Origin of the sequence: Novipirellula artificiosorum, assembly GCF_007860135.1 — a bacterium.
GTDB lineage: Bacteria > Planctomycetota > Planctomycetia > Pirellulales > Pirellulaceae > Novipirellula_A > Novipirellula_A artificiosorum.
Window position 1 is genome coordinate 268955 of the sequence record NZ_SJPV01000001.1, and the last position, 19970, is coordinate 288924.

10 protein-coding genes are annotated in these 19970 nt (G+C 52.0%); 9 read left to right on the forward strand and 1 reads right to left on the reverse strand.

All coding sequences use genetic code 11. From position 1 onward, the window contains the following. The first annotated feature begins 17 nt into the window (after nt 1-17). From Poly41_RS00825 to Poly41_RS00845, 5 genes are read left to right on the forward strand one after another with little or no spacing between them, the layout of a single operon-like run. Nucleotides 18-3413, forward strand: coding sequence for a DEAD/DEAH box helicase family protein (locus tag Poly41_RS00825; RefSeq protein ID WP_146524038.1), 3396 nt, complete (start codon nt 18-20; stop codon nt 3411-3413). A gap of 2 nt (nt 3414-3415) precedes the next feature. Beyond that, on the forward strand, nt 3416-5014 hold the full coding sequence (locus Poly41_RS00830) for a class I SAM-dependent DNA methyltransferase (protein ID WP_146524039.1): 1599 nt from the start codon (nt 3416-3418) through the stop codon (nt 5012-5014). Beyond that, entirely contained in the window at nt 5011-6201 is a 1191-nt protein-coding gene (locus Poly41_RS00835; protein ID WP_146524040.1) for a restriction endonuclease subunit S, read from the forward strand. Before Poly41_RS00830 ends, Poly41_RS00835 begins: the two co-directional genes overlap by 4 nt. A 36-nt stretch (nt 6202-6237) precedes the next feature. Beyond that, a complete protein-coding gene (locus tag Poly41_RS00840) occupies nt 6238-7293 on the forward strand; it encodes a hypothetical protein (protein ID WP_146524041.1) in 1056 nt (351 codons plus the stop codon). Next, the gene (locus Poly41_RS00845; RefSeq protein ID WP_146524042.1) at nt 7259-8359 is read left to right on the forward strand and encodes a hypothetical protein; all 1101 of its coding nucleotides are present in this window, start codon (nt 7259-7261) and stop codon (nt 8357-8359) included. Before Poly41_RS00840 ends, Poly41_RS00845 begins: the two co-directional genes overlap by 35 nt. A 57-nt stretch (nt 8360-8416) precedes the next feature. On the opposite strand, the gene Poly41_RS33780 is transcribed toward Poly41_RS00845, so the two are convergent. Beyond that, nucleotides 8417-8779, reverse strand: a complete 363-nt coding sequence (locus Poly41_RS33780; RefSeq protein ID WP_197230976.1) for a hypothetical protein — start codon at nt 8777-8779, stop codon at nt 8417-8419. 179 nt (nt 8780-8958) lie between these two features. Here Poly41_RS33780 and Poly41_RS00855 point away from each other — a divergent pair, with 179 nt between their 5' ends. Genes Poly41_RS00855 through Poly41_RS00870 form a run of 4 tightly spaced genes read left to right on the forward strand, consistent with a single transcriptional unit; the run spans nt 8959 to nt 19968 of the window. Beyond that, a complete protein-coding gene (locus Poly41_RS00855) occupies nt 8959-11127 on the forward strand; it encodes a DEAD/DEAH box helicase family protein (protein ID WP_197230977.1) in 2169 nt (722 codons plus the stop codon). Continuing rightward, nucleotides 11124-15284, forward strand: coding sequence for an N-6 DNA methylase (locus tag Poly41_RS00860; protein ID WP_146524045.1), 4161 nt, complete (start codon nt 11124-11126; stop codon nt 15282-15284). Before Poly41_RS00855 ends, Poly41_RS00860 begins: the two co-directional genes overlap by 4 nt. After that, the gene (locus Poly41_RS00865; protein WP_197230978.1) at nt 15277-16854 is read left to right on the forward strand and encodes an AAA-like domain-containing protein; all 1578 of its coding nucleotides are present in this window, start codon (nt 15277-15279) and stop codon (nt 16852-16854) included. The genes Poly41_RS00860 and Poly41_RS00865 overlap by 8 nt, the downstream gene beginning before the upstream one ends. A 42-nt stretch (nt 16855-16896) precedes the next feature. Continuing rightward, nucleotides 16897-19968 (forward strand): DEAD/DEAH box helicase, encoded by a 3072-nt coding sequence (locus tag Poly41_RS00870; protein WP_146524047.1) that lies wholly within the window; start codon nt 16897-16899, stop codon nt 19966-19968. Nucleotides 19969-19970: the final 2 nt, after the last annotated feature.

Genomic DNA, 19970 nt, shown 5'->3' on the forward strand with positions numbered 1-19970 from the left:
CGGGACGTAACCTACTTATGAAATCACTCAACTTCGAGTTCTTGCGACCGAAGTGGCCGGAGCTGTCAGGGCTCGGTGGCTTTGCGGAGGCGTACGCACATCCCGATCCTGTTGGCGCAATTTCAAAGTTGCGAGTCTTCTGCGAGCAGGTCGTCGAATGGATACATCATGATCAGCGACTACCAAAGCCGCCCCGTGCGAATCTGAATGACCTGCTGCATAACCAGCCGTTTAAGGATGTTGTGCCAGAGGTTGTTTTGTCCAAGCTTCATGCTCTTCGCATGGAAGGGAACAACGCGGCTCATGGAAACAAAGGGGATACAACCACTGCGCTACGATTGACACGTGAAGCGTTCAACGTGGCTCGATGGCTGCACGTCAGTTACGCCAGCGGCAATGTTACTGACTGTCCCGAATACTGCGAACCACCAACAGGTGGTGTCGAAGGTTCTAATCAACGACGTGAGAAACGTGCGATCCTTGAACGGGTTGCCGCGCAAGAAGCTCAGATGCAGAAGCTTCTGGCCGACCTCGACAATGAACGATCACGCGCTGAGCAAGCAGAGTCCACGGCGGAAGAACGTCAGGCTGCATTAGAGGCCGCTCTGCAGGCGACCAGTGCATTGCAGTCCGTGGACCCGATGGCGTTTAGCGAGGAAGAAACTCGCAAGTATTTGATTGACCAGATGCTGGCCGACGAAGGCTGGGATGTTGGCAAAGGTAACACCAACACTGCCGAAGTCGTCAAGGAAGCACCGGTCAAATATCAGGTTGGCGCATCCGGCGCTGGCAAAGCCGACTACCTATTGGACGATGACAACGGAAAGCCGCTGGGCGTCGTTGAAGCCAAGAAAACGGCAGTTGATCCACAATTGGGACGAAAGCAGGCCGAGCAATACGCTGACGGACTCGAAAAAGAGCACGGGCAACGTCCAGTCATTTTCTACACCAACGGCTATGACCAGTGGATATGGAATGATGCTGCCGGTGAACCACCGCGCAAGATCTACGGCTTCTATTCAAAGGACAGCCTGCAACACCTGCACTTCCAGCGAACGGCCAAAAAGCCGGTCGGTGAAGTTTCAGCCAATCCCGATATAGCAGGCCGCATGTATCAGATCGAAGCGGTTCGCCGAGTCGTCGAACAATTCGCCGAAAAGAAACGCAAGGCATTGCTCGTGCAGGCGACCGGGACCGGTAAAACCCGTGTCGCGATCTCCCTGTGTGATGCGATGATCAAGGCGAATTGGGCCAAACGAATTCTGTTCTTGTGTGACCGTCGTGAACTACGTCGTCAGGCCAACAACGCCTTCAACGAATTTCTGCCGTCACTGCCACGGACGTATGTCAGCGGAGCATCCGCAGGCAACACGAAGGACCGTATCTTCCTTTCAACTTATCCGGCGATGATGAAGGTCTATCAGTCCTTTGATGTCGGTTTCTTTGATCTGATCATCGCCGATGAGTCCCACCGCAGTCTCTACAACCGATACCGCACCATTTTTGAATACTTCGACAGTTATCAACTCGGCCTGACTGCCACACCCGTTGATTTCGTATCGCGGAACACATTCAAAATCTTCGAATGCGATGAAGGTGATCCCACATCCAACTACGACTATCCGACTGCGGTCGCTCAAAAGCACCTTGTGCCGTTTGAGGTCGATACTCACACGACGCCATTCCTGCGATCCGGCATCAAGTATTCCAAAATGACGCCGGAACAGAGGCAGCAGCTGGAAGAAGACGAAGTTCTGCCACAAGCCATTGAGTTCGAGCAGGGTGCAGTAGACAAGGTTGTTTACAACAAAGACACCAACCGCCACATCCTGCGGAACCTGATGGATCACGGTATCCGTGTCGGCAGTCGCATTGGCAAGACGATCGTCTTCGCTCGCAGCATCAAGCACGCTCGGCTGATGGAAGAGCTGTTCAATGAGATGTATCCGCAATACGGTGGTAAGTTCTGTCAGACTGTCGTCAGCGACGATCCCCGCGCCGAATCTATGATCGACGACTTCAAGGGTGACGGAAGCAACCCTGATCTGACCATCGCCATATCGGTGGACATGCTCGATACAGGTGTGGACGTTCCTGAGTGCGTCAACCTCGTGTTTGCCAAGCCGGTTTATTCCTACGTTAAGTTCTGGCAGATGATCGGACGTGGAACTCGGTTGTGTCTCGATCTGTTCGGCCCCGACCTCGACAAGTCCCACTTTCAGATCTTTGATCATTGGGGCAACTTCGAGCGTTTTGAACAGGACTACAAGGCTGCCGAACCGGTTCGTCAGAAGTCCCTGTGTGAACGTGTCTTTGAAGCTCGCATGAAGTTGGCCGAAGCCGCTTTGGAAAAACAGCACAATGCTGGTTTCCAGATTGCGACGGGGCTGATCAGTAAGCAGGTCGCCGACCTTCCTACCGGCAGCATTCCCATCAAGGAAAAATGGAAGCAGGTGCAGTCTGTTTCTTCCGACGAGACAGTCCGTCAGTTCGATGCCGCGACCAAGGCAACGTTGCAGCAGGACGTTGCTCCGCTGATGCAGTGGGTGGACATTGCCAAGCATGAAGAAGCCTACAAATTCGACCGACTCATTGCACAACTGCAAGCCGAACTGATTCGCGGCGGCGGCAAGTTCTCCGACATGCGAGACGAAGTGGTCAATCTGGTCAGCAGCCTGCGGATCAATCTATCTCAGGTGAAGCTGAAGTTGTCGGTCATCGAACGAGTCAAGAGCGATGAGTTCTGGGATGAAGTCACCGTTGCTGGCCTCGAAGAGATCCGTGATCAGCTGCGCGGCATTGTTCAGTTCCGTCGCAAGGACGAAACACCGAGGTTTGATCCGGTCGTCATCGATGTAAGAGAAGACGAAGCCGACGTTGAACGCAAAAAGCATAAGGTCCGTTTAGATCGGCTCGATGATCTGGATATGGTGGCGTACCGCAACCGCGTCAATAACGTGTTGCAAGCGATCATCGACCAGAACGAAACACTGCGGAAGATTCGCCTCGGCCAGCCCGTGACTGAACACGATCTGGAAGACCTTTGTTCGCTCGTGTTGACGCAGGAGCCGGGTCTCGATCTGCACAACCTGCTGGACTACTTCACGCAGGCTGAATCGCTCGATCAGGCCATCCGAGCCATCATCGGGATGGACGCCGATGTCGTTCAGCAGCGATTCACCGAATTTGTGCAGGCTCATCCGAATCTGGCATCGCACCAGATCAAGTTTCTGGACTTGTTGCAAAACCACATTGCCAAGTTTGGCTCCATCAAGACAGACGATCTCTACGCAGCACCATTCACTACGCTGCACAGCGACAGCTTGGACGGACTCTTCGATGAGTCATTAGCTGACGAACTTTTCGACATCATCGGCTCATTTCAGCCGCAGGGACGTGAGGACAACGCATAACCATGATTACAGGACAACTGCGGAGCAAGATCAATGAGCTATGGGAAGAGTTTTGGACGGGAGGCATCACCAATCCGCTGACCGTCATCGAACAGATTTCGTTCCTGATGTTTGCGCGGCTGCTCGACATGCGAGAGAGCACCGAGGAGAAGAAGTGGTCTCGCAAGCACAAAGACAAACCGTTCCCCGGTGTTTACTTTCCGCGTGACAAGCAGCACCTGCGATGGAGTCAGCTGAAGCAAGAAGGAAATGCCGAGAAGGTCTTGGAGATAATTCGTGACGAAGTCTTTCCCCACTTCCGCAAGTTGGGGCAGCTGGAAAACGCTGCGGCCAGCAAGGGGCCGATGAATACCTTCGACCAATACATGAAAGACGCCACGCTGATGATCAACAAACCGTCGTTGTTGATCTCGGCCATCAACATGATCGACGCCTTGCCTCTGACACAGGGTGACACGAAGGGCGACTTGTATGAGTACCTGCTCAGCAAGCTGACGACAGCTGGCATCAACGGCCAGTTTCGTACGCCGCGACACATCATTGACTTAATGGTCGATCTGGTTCTCGAAGGGAACGAAGACGAAGCGTTGTCATGGACTGTCGGAGACCCAGCGTGTGGCACAGGTGGGTTTTTGGTGCAGTTTATGGAGGCATTGCGGGAGCACTTCACATCGCCCGATGGAATCCATGTCGATGAAGAAACGGGCGGCAAGACCTACACCGGCGACATGATCGAGCCGTCGCATTGGAAGCACATCAAGAGCGAGATGTTCCACGGCTTCGATTTCGACGTGACTATGCTTCGCATCGCAGCGATGAACATGATGTTGCACGAGATCGACACGCCCGACATCAACTATCAGGACACGCTCAGCACCAACTTCACCGACCGCAAGGAAACAAAGCGTTGGGCGGAAGATGCGTTTGACCTGATCCTCGCCAATCCACCGTTCAAAGGTTCGCTGGACGAAGAAGATGTTCACAAGACGCTGACCGGCAAAGTTAAGACGAAGAAGACCGAGCTGTTGTTTATCGTGTTGATGCTGCGAATGCTCAAGCTTGGTGGTCGCTGTGCCGTCATCGTTCCCGATGGTGTCACCTTCGGCTCGTCCAAAGCTCACAAGGAACTGCGGAAGATGCTGGTCGAGGAGAACCAACTCGAAGCGGTCATCAAGTTACCTCAAGGGGCATTCCGTCCCTACGCTGGTGTCAGTACAGCGATCCTTCTCTTCACCAAAGGAGGTCAGACCGACAACGTCTTTTTCTTCGACGTGCAGGCGGACGGCAAGACACTCGACGATAAACGCGAGAAGATTGGAGCCGATGACGATTGGCAGGACTTGGATGTCCTGAGGAAAGCATGGCCCAAATGGAATGGCGGTGCCGGGAAGAAGCACTTCAAGGATCGCACTGTCAACGCCTTTTTCGTGCCTAAGTCAGAGATCGAAGAGAACGCGTTCGATCTTTCCATCAACCGGTACAAAGAGATCGTTCACAAGGAAGAACAGTACGATTCGCCAAAGGTTATTCTCGGTCGGCTGAAGAAGCTGGAAGCTGAGATCGCGTCAGACTTGGAAAAATTGGAGGCGATGCTCGGATGAATGTGATTAAAAGACCAATCTCTGAAGTTGTGGATGTCAACCCACGCATTCCAACGGAAATCGCCAGCGATATAAAACGCAAGGTTGATTTCGTACCAATGGCACAATTATCCGAGCAGGGGGACGTGACGCCGAACGGGAGTCGTCACCTCGGCGACGTGATGAAGGGTTATACATATTTCGAGAACGGAGATGTAATTGTTGCCAAGATCACGCCATGTATGGAGAACGGGAAGGCAGCATTCGTTGACAATCTGCCTCATCAGATAGGCTTCGGCTCAACTGAATTTCATGTGCTTCGACCCAGTGATTCCGTTGACGGACGGTATCTCTTCTACATGGTTTGGAATTCCAAATTCCGAAACGAAGCCGAAGGAAACATGACGGGATCAGCGGGACAAAAGCGTGTTCCAAAGGCATTCTTCGATCGTTTTGTGATCCCGCTACCGCCGCTGTCGGAACAGAAGCGGATCGCCGACATCCTCGACAAAGCCGACGCCATCCGCCGCAAACGGCGTGATGCAATTTCGCAGGCAGAAACGATCCTCCGGTCTGCCTATTCGCAGATCTTCGGTGATCCAGTTGCCAATCCGCAAAACTGGCCGGTGGAAGATCTGGGCAGTATCGCTGACATCGTTACTGGTTACGCCTTCAAGAGTGCTGAATATGTAGACAAGGGCGTAAGGCTTTGTCGCGGTGCCAACGTAATGCCCGACACGATAAGCTGGGCAGACGTTCGGTACTGGCGACCGGAAGACAAGTCTGTTGATACAAAACTGCATTTAGCTGAAGGGGATGTCGTACTGGCTATGGATCGTCCTTGGATATCAAGTGGAATCAAGGTTGCACAAGTTACACAGGCAGACCTTCCTACGTATCTGGTGCAGCGTGTGACACGGTTGCGCGGCGACGACTCAGTGTCAAATGCCTTCCTCTACCAAACTATCCGCCACCCAGCATTCACCGCCCATTGTGGCGGTCTCAAAACCGAAACTACCATCCCACATATTTCATCGGCAGATATAAAGTCATTTCAAGTGCCGGTTGCCCCGAAAGAGCTTCACGGGCGATTCGAGACTCTCGCTCAGAAAACGCAAGCCGATGTTAAGAAACTGACAGTTGCTGCAGAAGAAGCAGACGACCTGTTCCATTCCCTTGTTCAATGTGCCTTCAAGGGGCAACTTTAAGAGAAAACACCTTAGGACTTCCAGCGAACTACTATCATGCCAAACGCAATCATCTTGGATGACGAACAGCAAGAACGCTTGTCGCATTTTCTCAAACGACGACAGCTCAACGAGAACATGGTCAGCCTGCTTAAGCAGATCAAGGACGATCATGACTTGAAGAGAGGTCAAGTCACGACTGCCCAGAATGCGACATACGACTCCATCATTGAGTCGCTGACAACGTCGCTCAATGAAGGATGGGTGACTACTCAGCAGGTTGTTGACATTCTTGATGGTGCCGAAATCGCCGGACGGCAGCATGTTTGCGTGTTTTCGATCCCCGATGACCTCATTGATGAGGTCGTTAGGAGTATCCAGCAACCAACGACACTGAATACACAGGGACTGACGCTAAGCGAATTTTGGGAGATACCTCGGGAACCATACACAAGATTGATTCAGAACGATCAGCGTCTATTGATTATGAAAGTTATCGCTCCACGCTACTACTGGATCTCAAATGAAACGCAGGAGTCGGAGGATCTGATTGAGATCATGAAGCGACGTGAGAAGGAACGTACAGCTGTCATCCTGAGGTTGGACCGCGTCAACAAGACGTTACAAGCGAGAGTTCCCATTCGGGAAAAGGCGTCGAATCTTGACACAACCAAAAGTGTGTATTCCTTCTTGGTCGAGATCATCGAATCTCAATATGGGGATGATGGCATGACTTGGTTCAATAAGCTGGCTCGGTTTCCACTCTCGGATGCTTTTCAAAAGATCATCGAGAACAGAGAAGACTTTTCGTTGCTCACCGATACGCCAGAGAATCAACACTTCAAAAGCAGCATGTCACACAAAGGAGCCGGAGACGATGCGTCGGACATTCGTGATTTTGAGCAATGGGGATTCGCAGAGGGATTTGCTCGAACGAGCCTTCGTGGCAAATGGAAGATTGACGACGCTGACATCCACGTGAGGATGCACGCAGATAAAGTAAAGATGGGGCAACAGATATCACGTGAAGTCTGTCGGCTCTTTTTCCCTCGGCCCTGTACCGACGCGCAAGTGGAGCATGTCATTGAACGAATTAAGGCCCATCTACCGTAACGCTGCCAGCATAATACGAGCAAAGTATTCTGCACTGCCCGGTGTCGATAAGGTTCTTAACAGTCTTGAAAAAAGACTGCCAAAAGAGCCTGCGGACCCTCGTGTTCATCGCGACCTGTTTTTTGAGCCGAGAATTGATTCCCAACAGTTGTCAGTTCCGCTCACTACAGCCGAGACGGTCGCTCAGCAACTTCACAAGTTTGGACTGTTGCGGCTTTGGGTACGTGTAACCTGTCCGAACACGGAGGACGGCGAAGCCGGAACGGTGCTGGAAACAGACGATTCCGACTCGTTCAAGCAGCTCGTTGCCAGTAGTTGTGATCATTGCGGGGCGCATCATGAATTCTCATGGGAGGACTGCGAGACCGTCTTTGCGGTGAACAGTTCACTCGATGAATCCGAACAGCATTTTAACTATGCAAGCTTGAGATCCACATTACCGCAAGTCAGCCAAAATGGATCAGTGCCACAACGTTTTGATCTATCGCGGTGCGAATCCGTATTAAATGGTGGACAGCGCGATGCCAGAACGACGCGAGAGCCAGCGTTGATTGCTTTGGCACTTCAGGCGAACCATTCAACGCTTGACATTCCACCGGCTCTGTCAGCTTGGTGGAACGCTTGGGTGGGGCCTTTGCTTTTGATTTCAGCCTATCTGCTGCTCATTGTTCCGATTGTGCGGTACTGCGGTCAGTGGATCGGAGTGCTCGTAAGTGTTGTCGTGTTGGTGGGACTGTTTCTAGCAATACGTGGACAGGTTCAGGCTAAGCTCGCTCCGACCGTCATTCAACGAACAGCCTTGTGGGGTGGTCTGTCGTTGGCAACCTATTGCGTTGCTGTGGGGTCTACTGGCTTGCACATCAATGCAGAAGCGGGACAGAACGAACCTTGGTGGAGCAAAGTCGCTTTCGGTGAACTGTCTGAACCGTTGCTGTATTCCGGCATTGCTGTTTATGCAATTACGCTTCTCTTCGTATTTTCGTTCGACTTTCAGCGAGGCTGGTTCGCTCGTGCGAAAGATTATGGTGCCGAAACTAACAAATCCGAGGGGATGACAACGACATGATTGCTGGAATATCAATTGAGAATTTCAATAGCGAGTGCGGTATCACCACAACCCTGCTTACATCATCACAAACGCAGTTGTGGAATAAAGCTGCGACCAGAATCGAAAAGCGTGGAAACTGCAGCGTTTTACAACGCAATCACGTTTGGCACAGCGATTGCCTAAGGAACGGTTGAGACTCGAATCGGTCGCGTTGCAAATCGTAACATCGCAGGAATAAAGAAACATGGCAAAGAAGAACTCGAAAGTTACAAGCAAGCCAGTCGCAAAGAAGGCATCGACAACGCTGTCGTCCGGTTCGACTGGCAAAACATCCAAGTCCGCCGCAGGAAGCGCGTTGTCACAGACCGGAGCACCAAAGAAACAGACGAGCAAAACGGCGGCAACTGCAGCATCCAAAACGCTGACAGACGGTCGCACAAGCAAGGCATCGAAGTCAGCCGCAGCAAGTGCGTTGGCTCAGACACCGTCAAAGAAAAAGGGTAAGAAGTAGGCTCACGAAATCAGCCACTGGTTGACTGAACCCGACCCGAAAACCTTGTTAGCAAGAGTGATAGCTTCAATCGGCCACGATGTGGTCGAGCACACTGGAAACTGAAATGTCGTTGGACGAACAAAACCACCTCCGCAATCAAATCGAACAAGCACTGGCGAATGCCGGATGGGAGTTCGAGCGTGAGGCTATGGTTGTGCCGGGACGATTTAGGATTACCGGTGACGATCTGCGTGAGCGAGTGCCTGTCGCTGATTACTTATTGCGATTCCAAGGAGTCATGCTTGCCGTCGTTGAAGCAAAACGCGGAGCGGTGGATCTGCAGGCCGCTACGGAACAAGCAACTATTTATGCTCGGCGTGCCGGAGTGTCATTTGCGATTGCAACCAATGGTGAGCAATGGTCAGTTAGTAACCTCGCATCCGGTGAGGCTCACCTCCTTGATGCACCGCCTTCGCCCGAAGAACTGATCAGCCAGTCAAACATTCCGCTACATTCGGTGGGATGGGGAGAGGCGATCGCAGCGGCACCCTTCGGAGAAGATGGTCAGCCAGCGCGGCTCAGGCCGTATCAGGAACAGGCCATCTTGGCGACGTTGTCTCACTTCGCCGAAGGAAATCGACGAGCCAGCTTGTTGATGTCGCCCAAGACAGGGGCCACTTACACGATCTTCCAATTGGTCTGGAAGCTTCTGAACAGCAATGCGTTTAAGAGTAAACGCGTCCTGTTCTTGACGGATCGTCGCCATCGAGTCGAGGAATCCTATCAGTGTTTTGCTGCGTTCGGTGACACAAGGTCGATGATTCAACGGCACGCAAAGCCTGAAGATCACCAACGAGTGTTCTTCGCAACGTCCCAGATGATGTCTCACGATCGTGGGGCAGAAGTCCTCTACGAAGAGTTCCCGTCCGACTTTTTTGATTTGGTCATCTTGGATCAATGTCAATCAGTCCTTGGAAGCCGAGCTGGAATCCTCGCACACTTTCAGCAGGCACTCCAGATCGGCTTGATGGATTCACCGCATCTTGGGGCGTTGGAATACTTCGGAAATCCAATCTACGCTTACAGCTTGCAGCACGCAATCAACGACGGCTACCTGCTTCCGTTCCTTATCGAGTCACGAACGCCTGCATGGGGTACGTTTCACAGCGACCTGTTGGTTGAAGAACAGTTTGAGAAAGCCATCGTCACGGCGGAAAACACTCGCCATATAGCCTCGGATCTGTGGAAGGCTCTGAGTCGATTCGACGAGAAGCAGAGAAAAACAATGGTCTTCTGCGTGAATAGCACTCACGCCGAAATGATGACCTCCGAACTGCAGCGAGTGTCACGTGACCCATCCTTTGCGGTACATATTTCTTCCGCTCACCCAGAGAGCCAGCTACTGATCGATCGGTTTCGACAGAATGACGAGAGTGGTCTGCGCGTTGCGGTGTCGGTGGATATGCTTTCCAAAGTGAGCATTCCCGATGTTTCGAACATTGTATTGGCACGTCCGATCGCCAATTCAGCCGTTTTCAGCAATTTGATTTCACAGGGTGCTCTGCCGTGTGACGCAATCGGTAAACGATATTTCACGGTCTTCGACTACTGTGAATCGCTTGGTGCGTTGGACACGGACTGGATGGGCTTTCCAGAAAATGACCGAGAGCTTCTGCAGCAACCGGATCCGTGTATTTCAACGCCTCATTCGGACCAAGGAGCGGATGTAGTTGAATCTGATGATCTGCGTGTAATTGGCAAAAGCATTCGTGCTCTTTGCAACGACAGTTTCGACCAACTCATTCAGATCTGGGCATCTCATGACGAACGCCGGAGTTTTCGAAACCGCTTAGGTGGCGTAGATCTGATCCAGAAGTTGCGTCATCAACTTGATATGCATGGCGTTGACGACGTTGATGTCTTGGCGAAAGTGGGGTTCGACTTAGGTGATGTTCCAACTCGCAAGGATCGCGTCCGACACTTTTGGGGCTTTGACGGACCGTGGCTTCGAAAGAGATTGGGATTGAAGGAAAACTCCTTTGAACGCGATGAAAACACAGACTCTTGGAAGCTCGCATTCTGGAGAGTCACTCTCGACCACTATTCGCTCTACGGCGTCGATCAGTTGGAGCGTGGGCAGACGTATCAACTTCCGCAATTCGTTGGTCAGTTTGGGAGCTTCCAGACACTGACATCAAAGTATGGCGGTCCAAAGAAACTTCGCGCCGACCTTGAGGCTGTTAAGGAGAAGATTTACGTGCCAGTTGTCTCCGATGGAGGCAATGTTGAATGAACGGAGAGCACCGACTTTTTTCAAACATGGAGATTTCGCGTTTGCTGCGTGAACCTCTGGGTAAGATGCCTGCAAGTGAGGTCAATGCGGCGTTTGCTGCGCTAGTCTTTCTGCGTTGGGCCGACTTCGAGGAAGCAGAGCATGAAGCGATCTCGGCGTTTGAAGACCCCGGTTATCAGGCTCGGTCAACTTCAAGAATTGGATGGCGGGAGCTATCTGATAAGTCACGGTACGGATTTGAGAAAACAATTCGGCATTTACCGGACATTGTTGAGGACTTTGCACATTCCCGGAACTGGATGATTGCCAACACTGCTCACCACGCAGCGAGTGCGATCCTTACGCTTTCACAGCATTCAGTCGAAGCTGTTGGCAGGATCATTGAATGGTTGGCTTATCAGCCTTTTGAAACGCCAGCCGATCGTCTTGCTGTTCGCGACATGCTGGACGAGGTTCTGAAGAATAATACCGACAGGTTTGCCGGTGAATTTTTTACACCAACTACAATCGCGAACCTGATGGTTCAAATAGCGAATCCGCAACGTGGTGAAGCGGTTTATGACCCATGTTTCGGCTCCGCTGGTTTGCTGACTACCGCACTGGAAAGTGTCAAGAAACGCAAGACGCTTCCGGTCGGCAGTGCAAATCAAGGCCCGAACCAGCAGCAGTTGGGCATCGCGGGCATGGAGATTAACTCCAGTGCGTTCATGATCGGTGTAACACGACTCGGCTTGTCAGGTGTCAGCCATACGCACCTTGCAAACGGCAACAGCTTGCTGGAGCCAGAACGTGTTCAATCGGATGAAGGATTTGACGTTGTTTTGGCGAATCCTCCATGGGGCATGAAGATCGATTCGTACGAAGTGGAGCAACTCTACCCAATTCCGACCAAGGATTCGTCGTCGTTATTCCTTCAACATGCGCTTACAAAACTGCACGCCGGTGGACGATGTGTGATGGTCGTCCCACCCAGCCTGCTATTCCGTGGAGGACGTGAGCAGCATCTGCGTGAATGGCTTCTCCGTGAGCATCGCGTCGAAGCCATTGTTGCGATGCCGAAGGGAGCGTTTAGTCCGCACACCTCAATCGAAACGTGCATCTTGTTGATCCGCAAAGGCGGCTCAACCGAGAGAGTTCGGATGGTTAAGCCAAGCCTCGACAAGCATGAGATCACCGAACAAACGACAGGCTCTTTCATGGAGTATTCGGAGATCGCAGACGCTGTTCAGTCACCAAAAACTGACAGCATTCACTCTTGGGATGTGACCATTTCACAAATCGCGGAGCACGAGTACGACCTGACACCGAAACGACGTGACCGTAGCGCTCTCGAAAGCATCCTCGATTCGATTCCAAAGGAAGCTGAACTTCGACTGCTGAGCGATTGCTGCGACATCATGACCGGACGGAATATTCGGGCCAATGACCTGATGCAGTCACCTCCGAAGTCGAATTTCGAGCCATCGGGCCAAACGCTGTTCCCGGATGTAGAGCGTGAGGAAATCAACCCTCAGCGTCCATTTAGTTTTGCCGATGAACCGATCACGTATGTCCGCATCAAGGATGTAGAGAAGGGACAGGCGACACGTGGATCTTCATGGCTAATGCCAGCAGTCGCTTCGACCATCGACGACAAATGGAGGCTTCGAGCTGGAGACATCCTTCTTTCCAAGTCAGGAACCATCGGCAAAGCCGGAATCGTGCGTGATGGAGCAGTCGGGGGGATTGCGGCCAGTGGCTTCTTTGTTCTGCGAGTCAATGAAGGAACGATTGATCCGCACTATTTGTTGGCTTACCTGCAAGGCACCGAAGCCAATGCATGGATGGAAGATCGTTCCCGTGGATCAGCCGCAAAGAATCTGTCCGTTCGTGCAATCAAAGATCTTCCGGTGGCTTTGCCTCCACTGCAGATCCAGCAGCGAATCGCCGATCAGCATCGAAAGTTCGGTATTGACGCGCTGACATATCTTGCTGAATTACTTAGCGAGGATGATTCACAATCGTTGGCGTCGGAACTGAACGACTGGGTGTCTCACCACTTGAAAAGTGTTGAAGGTTACGAAGGTGATCTGTCCAGCCGCAAGGTTCTTGAGTTACTTGAGGGAGTTGCGGCATCAGAGTGCCCTGTCAAAATCTGCAAGGAGTGCAAACACCCTTACCATTTGGATCGCACAACAAACTACCTGAACTCGCCAGAGAATTATGCTGCTGGCATCGCCACTCATTGCCTCGCGTGCTGGCTCGATGTTGGTCCCGGTAGTGATACGGTCGAAAGTCTGAGTGAACAAAGTCCATTGGTTCCGTGGGCGTTGGCATTCAGTGAAGCTTCAGAACCTTTGAAGGGCGTTTCAAGAATCCCCGACCCTGCAGCGTTAATAAGCGTTCTGCAGTCGATCGAAGTCAAGCTGCACCAATCAACACATTCCATTGAAGGGCACCTGCCGAATCAGGACCGCGCAAAGCAACTCACACTGCGTGTTCTGAATATGATCGATTCTTACACAAAGCACTTGGTTGCTGACTTTCAGATTGTTACCGACGTAACGAAATCAACCGAAGACGAACAGGGGCAAATGCGACTGCGGCTGACGGTTCAGAACAAGGGGCGAGTTCCGCTGCGAGATGTTTCGTTTAGTCTCAATCCACCCATGACTGCTGTGCTTCCAGCAGACGTTTCATTCTTTTCACCCGGAAACGTCGTTGAATTGGAGTTTGAGGGGAGTGATCAATCGCACTCGGATAATTCTATCACAGCGTTGCGATGGAGCGATCCAGAGTGGTCTCTAAAATGGACCGCGCGAAACCTTGCTGGAAAACTGGTTGAGGATAAGCTTGAGCTTGGGGTCGAATTCGGCAGGGCCGAAGTTGACCAAGACGCCGTTGATGAACTAGCGGCAGAGTCGTTAGGCCACAGTCCGTACGTTACTGGCAACGCGGTCAAGACGGACCGCAATGAAGTATTTGTCGGTCGTGACGAGTTACTCGCCGACATACGGAACGTGATCGGCCACAGCGGCAATGTTGTTCTTCTGGAAGGCAACCGACGAGCTGGGAAATCATCAATCTTGTGGCACCTCGTAGGTTGCGATTCGATACCGGGTTGGATCGGAGTCTATCACAGTTTGCACGCCAACGAGGGTGATAACCATGAGCGAGCAAAGGGAGTCCCTACCGTTGAAGTGTTCCGTGGCATCGCTATTGAAACTGCGAAGTCCATTCAACGGAACGTCGGTGAAGTTCTGTTGCCGGACGGCTCCGTACTACAGCAAGGCAAGCCGGGAGTCGTGGACATTGTTCGGGGAGCCATCAAGGAAGACGCACCGTTCACGTATTTTCGTGAATACATCGAGGTGCTTCTGGACTGGTTGGAATCTCGTAAACTACGGCTGCTTTTCCTACTGGATGAATTCGACAAACTGCAGGAAGGTATCGAGGATGGTGTTACCTCTTCTGGGGTTCCCGAGAATTTGCGATTTCTGCTTCAGTCAGACACTCGACTGACCGCAATCCTGACGTCGATGAAACGCTTCCGTCGAATTCGAGAAGAATACTTCAGCGCGTTGTACGGTCTGGGCACTCCCTTCAATGTCACGTCGTTGACAAAAGAAGACGCCGAGACTCTTGTTACGAAACCCATTAAGGGGAGGCTGATCTACGCTCCGAATGCTATTGGGCGTGTCGTGTTTTTGGCTGCTCGACAGCCATACTTCCTGCAGTGCCTTTGCGAAAGTGTCTTCCTTGCAGCAAAGTCTTCCGGCGTTCGTTCTATCACGGTTGATCACGTAAACGACGCTGCGACCGAAGTTCTGAAGAGACGTCACTTCAATGACCTCTTCAAGTACGCAGGTACGGATCGAAAGCGGTTCATCCTCGCGTTATGCCATCGCGAGGCGGACGGCCCAGATCCGCTCAGACTTCCGGTGATTCGTGAGAAGCTCAGTGCTCATGGCATTGATGTTACAGAGGAAGACCTCACAGCCGACTTGGAATGGTTGACTGATTTGGAGCTGCTGGACTTTTCAGGGGCAAACGACGGCGAAAGCTATTCGCTAACAGTTCCATTGATGGGCCTGTGGATCGACACATTGGATTACACAGGGTTAATGAGCAAGGCACGTGCGGAGAGCGCGGAAACGGAGAATGCAGAGAATGAGTGATCCAGTTTTTCCAACAAATGGACCGATGCTGGCCCGCGCGGCACTGATGGACAAAGTCTGGGGTGCTCTGTCCAAAACAACGCCGAGCAATCTATCGGTGATTGGCCCCCGATGGATCGGCAAGACCGTACTTTTGAAGGCAGTCGCTGACCGTGCAGTCGCTGACGGCGAGTCTCCATACTCGTTGGTCATGTATTGGCACCTTGGTCATGTGTGCCCGACGACGGATGCCGAGTTTATCTCCGGGCTGTGCGGCCAACTTCATCAGGTAATGCAGGATGCCCCCAAAGACTATTCCGATTACCAGACATATCTGAAGGAAGAATCCTATTCCCACTTCAAAGAGATCACCGACCTGCTGGATGAAGGCGATGAGCCGGTCTTGATGTTGTGGGATGGGCTCGACAAGCCACTTGGGCAGGACAATCTCTCCGTCCATCTTTGGGACCAGATGCGGAGCATCATTGATGGGAAAATGCACAAGATTGTCACTGCCACTCGTGCTCCCTTGGATTTGCTTATTCGCAACGAAGAGGCCAGCACAAGCGAGTTTTGGAACATTTTTGACGAGGAATACGTCAAGCCGTTCGACGAGCATGATATTGAGACGTTACTTGAAATCGCTCGACTCGAACTCAGCAGTGGGGGGAGGACAGAGGCATCTAACTGGACGGGTGGGCATCCGAAACTATTACTCGAACTGTTGAATCGTTTGGCCTCGGGTGGCTTTTCGTCACCGATCTCCAACGAAAACGTGGTCGAAGTAGCGAGAAGTGGAGTTCAGGATGCTAGACGATCCCTTCGGTCGATTTGGAGTGAATGTCCACAGGAAGCTCAGGAAGCCTATCAGACGCTTATTCAAAATGGTGAAACGGCAGTCCAAGTTCTGGGCACAAACAATGTAAACGCACTGGAGGCTCGTGGCTTCGCAAATGTTAATCGCAACAAAGCTAAGCCAACGTGTCATCTATTGAAAGAGCATCTCAGCAGTACTTCAGGTGACTCTGGCAGTCTTGTTCGACTATTCAACGATCCTGATGACTTCCGGTCCAACATTGGCGACGTGCTTCGGATTCGACTCGAACAGATTCCCGTCTTCGACAACGACCTCCTTCGTTGGGTAGGTCAGTCAATTCTTGGAATACCGGATCACCCCGGTGATTGCCTCACCAACCTCACCGACATTCGTGACCGTGCTCTCGATCTCGTCATGAAACACGAGTTTGGTGACAGTCGCGAAGTTCCGGCAGAGCTCGTCGAGTATTGGAAGGACAAGAATCAACACCAGAACAAGGTCGTTGGGACGCTGTGTGGGCAAGCCTCATTGGCAGTCCCGAATGAACGTGCCATTCAGGTTGGACTTCTGCAGCTGCTCACCGGTGGTGCTCAAGGCTTGGAAAACAAGGCCGACTCTGTATCCAAAGACACCTATGAGATGATTAGTGCCATTCACGGTCTCCGAAATCGAAAACAACACGCAGATGGTCAGCCGATATGTGAGAGCGTTGCGGTAGCAACCATCATGATGTGTCTGGCGTTGCTGGAACGACTAGCCGAGGAGCTGTCGTAGCAAAGTGGACCGAAAATACGTCAATGCGAAGCAAAGTGAAACATGACTAACAAACCAGAATTCGAACGCGGACAACTTGTTCGCTTGCAGTCACAGCCGGAGCAGTGCGGTGCCGTGATCGATGTGAGCGAGTCTGGTCCCGAAGTGCAATACACCGTTCTCCTTGGTGGTAAGACACGGAAGTTCTTTGCTTCTCAGTTGATCGCTGATGAACAGGGTGTTGATTCGGGCGAAGCGCTGTCTGCCGATGGGTGCCGCGCACTGCTGACCGCTCGGTACATCAACCATCCCGGAACATCGACGCTGTACTCGCTGAATGCAGCCCGGATTGACTTTATTGCCTATCAATTCCGTCCTGTGCTTCGCTTTATCCGAGCTGATCGCCCTCGCTTGCTGATTGCAGACGGCGTCGGTGTCGGCAAGACCATCGAAGCGGGGCTTATTCTGCGTGAGCTACAGGCACGCCAAGAAATTAACTCGGTTCTGATCATCTGTCCTCGTCCGTTGATCACGGAGAAGAAGTGGCAGACGGAGATGAAGCGGTTCGATCAGAACTTCGAACACTTCGACGGCGCTTTGTTGCGCCACTGTGTCTCGGAATGTGATCTTGATGGTGAATGGCCGGAGAACCATCGGTTTGGGATTGTTCCGTACTCAATCCTAAATGAGCAGATCATTAGTGGGACATCGAAGGGCAAGAAGACCGGTAAGCCATGTTTGATTGACCTCGATCCTGCGCCGCGATTCGATCTGGTCATCGTTGATGAAGCACACCGAGTATCCAACTCAGAAACCAACGCCCATGAAGCCGTCAGATTCTTCTGCGACAACGCAGAAGCTGCCATCTTCCTGACAGCGACACCGCTGCAACTTGGCAACAACGATCTTTACAGCCTGCTTAATCTGCTACGGCCAGATGTCGTGATCGATCGAGACAGTTTCCAGCATATGTCAGAACCGAATCCGATGATCAACGCGGCAGCGAATCTGGCTCGCGGTGGGGCCGATGACTGGAAAGCGGCTGCGATTGGAAAGCTGGAGGAGGCAGAAGCGACATCGTGGGGCCGGACCATGTTGGATGGTAACCCGGAAGTCGAAGCAATCAAACTCCAATTGTCGTCGCCCAAGCTGTCCGACCACGACCGTGTGCGGCTGATCAACGATCTTGAGAGCCTGCATACGTTCTCAGGGATCATCAATCGAACACGCCGTCGTGACATTGGCGACTTTACAACACGAAACTCTCAAACGGTTGAGATCGAATTCACTGACTCACAGCGAATGCTGCATGACGCCTTGTTGAAGGTTCAGGCAGAAATCCTTGCTGACTTGCACGGGTCCATGCACGTCAAGTTCATGATGACCACAATACGGCGGCAGGCGGCAAGTTGCCTATTCGGTCTCGCTCCATTTATCGAGGACATTCTCTCGCGGTATGTGAGCGAAGAGGAGTTGTCTGAGGTTGATGTCGATGAACTCAATGCCGACCCAGACGAACTTGAGACCATTGCAGAAAAGGTGAAAGCCGTTGTTGCAATGGCAAAGAACCTCGACCCGACTGACCCCAAATTGGAAAAGGTTGTCGAGCTTGTCGAGCAGAAGCAGGATGCCAAGACGTATCCAAATCATCGTGTGATGATCTTCAGTTCGTTCCGCCACACACTCCGATACCTGCACGATGGACTACGGAAAGCCGGAATTCGTGTGGGGCTTGTTCACGGTGGCATTCCCGATGACGAACGAACCGACGTGCGGAAACGATTCGAGAAGCCCAAAGATGACCCCGACGCGTTTGATGCGGTGCTGTTCTCCGAAGTGGGTTGTGAGGGTCTAGATTACCAGTTCTGCGACTGCATGATCAATTACGACCTGCCTTGGAATCCAATGCGTGTGGAGCAACGTATTGGGCGTATCGACCGTAACGGACAAAAGAGCAAGTTCGTAAGTATCTACAACATGATCACTCCAGACACGGTTGATGCAGATATTTACGAACGATGTCTGATGCGAATCGGAATCTTTGAACAAGCATTGGGGGCCAGCGAAGACATCCTCGGCAAGATCACCAGCAAGTTGCAGGACATCGCAGTCAAGTCCGAACTGTCGGATGAGGAAGTGCGGGAGCGGTTGCAGCAACTTGAAGACAACGAAATTCGTCAGCTACAGGAAGAAGAAAAGCTCGAAGAACGGCAGTTGGAACTGTTCGGAATAGAGATGCCAACCAAGCAGCGAATCAAAGAGGAAGTTGAAGATGCATCCAGTTACTGGCTGGAGCCGGGTGCAATGAACAACTTGCTTGTCACGTACCTCGCATCATTGGATGGCTCTGCGGCCATACTTGGCGAGAGTCCACTCAAAACGCTGAGAGCCAACGAAAACGTCCGCAAGCAACTTCTTCATGATGCCCGTCAGCTATCGACTAAAAGCAGCACCGGGCAGCGTGAATGGGAAAAGTGGTTGAAGGGGAGTGACCCGCATCTCGCGATGACGTTCGATGGTCAATGCGCCAACGAAAACCGATCCGCTCAGTTAGTGACACCTGTCCATCCATTGATTCGGCAGGCTGCGAACTCGCTGGATGCTGTCAGTGATGCTGAAGTGCATCTCACCGTTTCCGATCCCAAGCTTCCAGTAGGCGTCCATCCGTTTGCCGTCTTCCAGTGGGAATTGATCGGGCTGCGTCGTGACTTGGACATTCGAGTCATCGCTAAAGATGAGTCCGTCAACGAACACATTCTGAGCCTGCTTCAACTCGCAGTTGATTCCGAAGCATCCGATGAGCGAAGTATTTTGGATGCCGACATCGATGAACTGGATTCTCGTCATTACGTCTTCTGGAAAGATGCCCTCAGCAGCTATCGCAACAAGATCGTCGATTTGGCGAAGTTCAAACAGCAAAGTCTGAATGCCAGCCATGAAGGCCGAATTGCAATGTTGAACGACCGGCTGAAATCTGCCTCGGAAGAAAAGATCATTCGTATGAGACAATCCGAAATCGACCGAGCGAACCGAGAGTACGAGGAGCGCTCAGCCGAACTGACAAGGAGTTCAGAACAAGCAGACATCACGACGGAACGCATCATGATTGGGACGATTGAAATCACACGGGGTTAAGT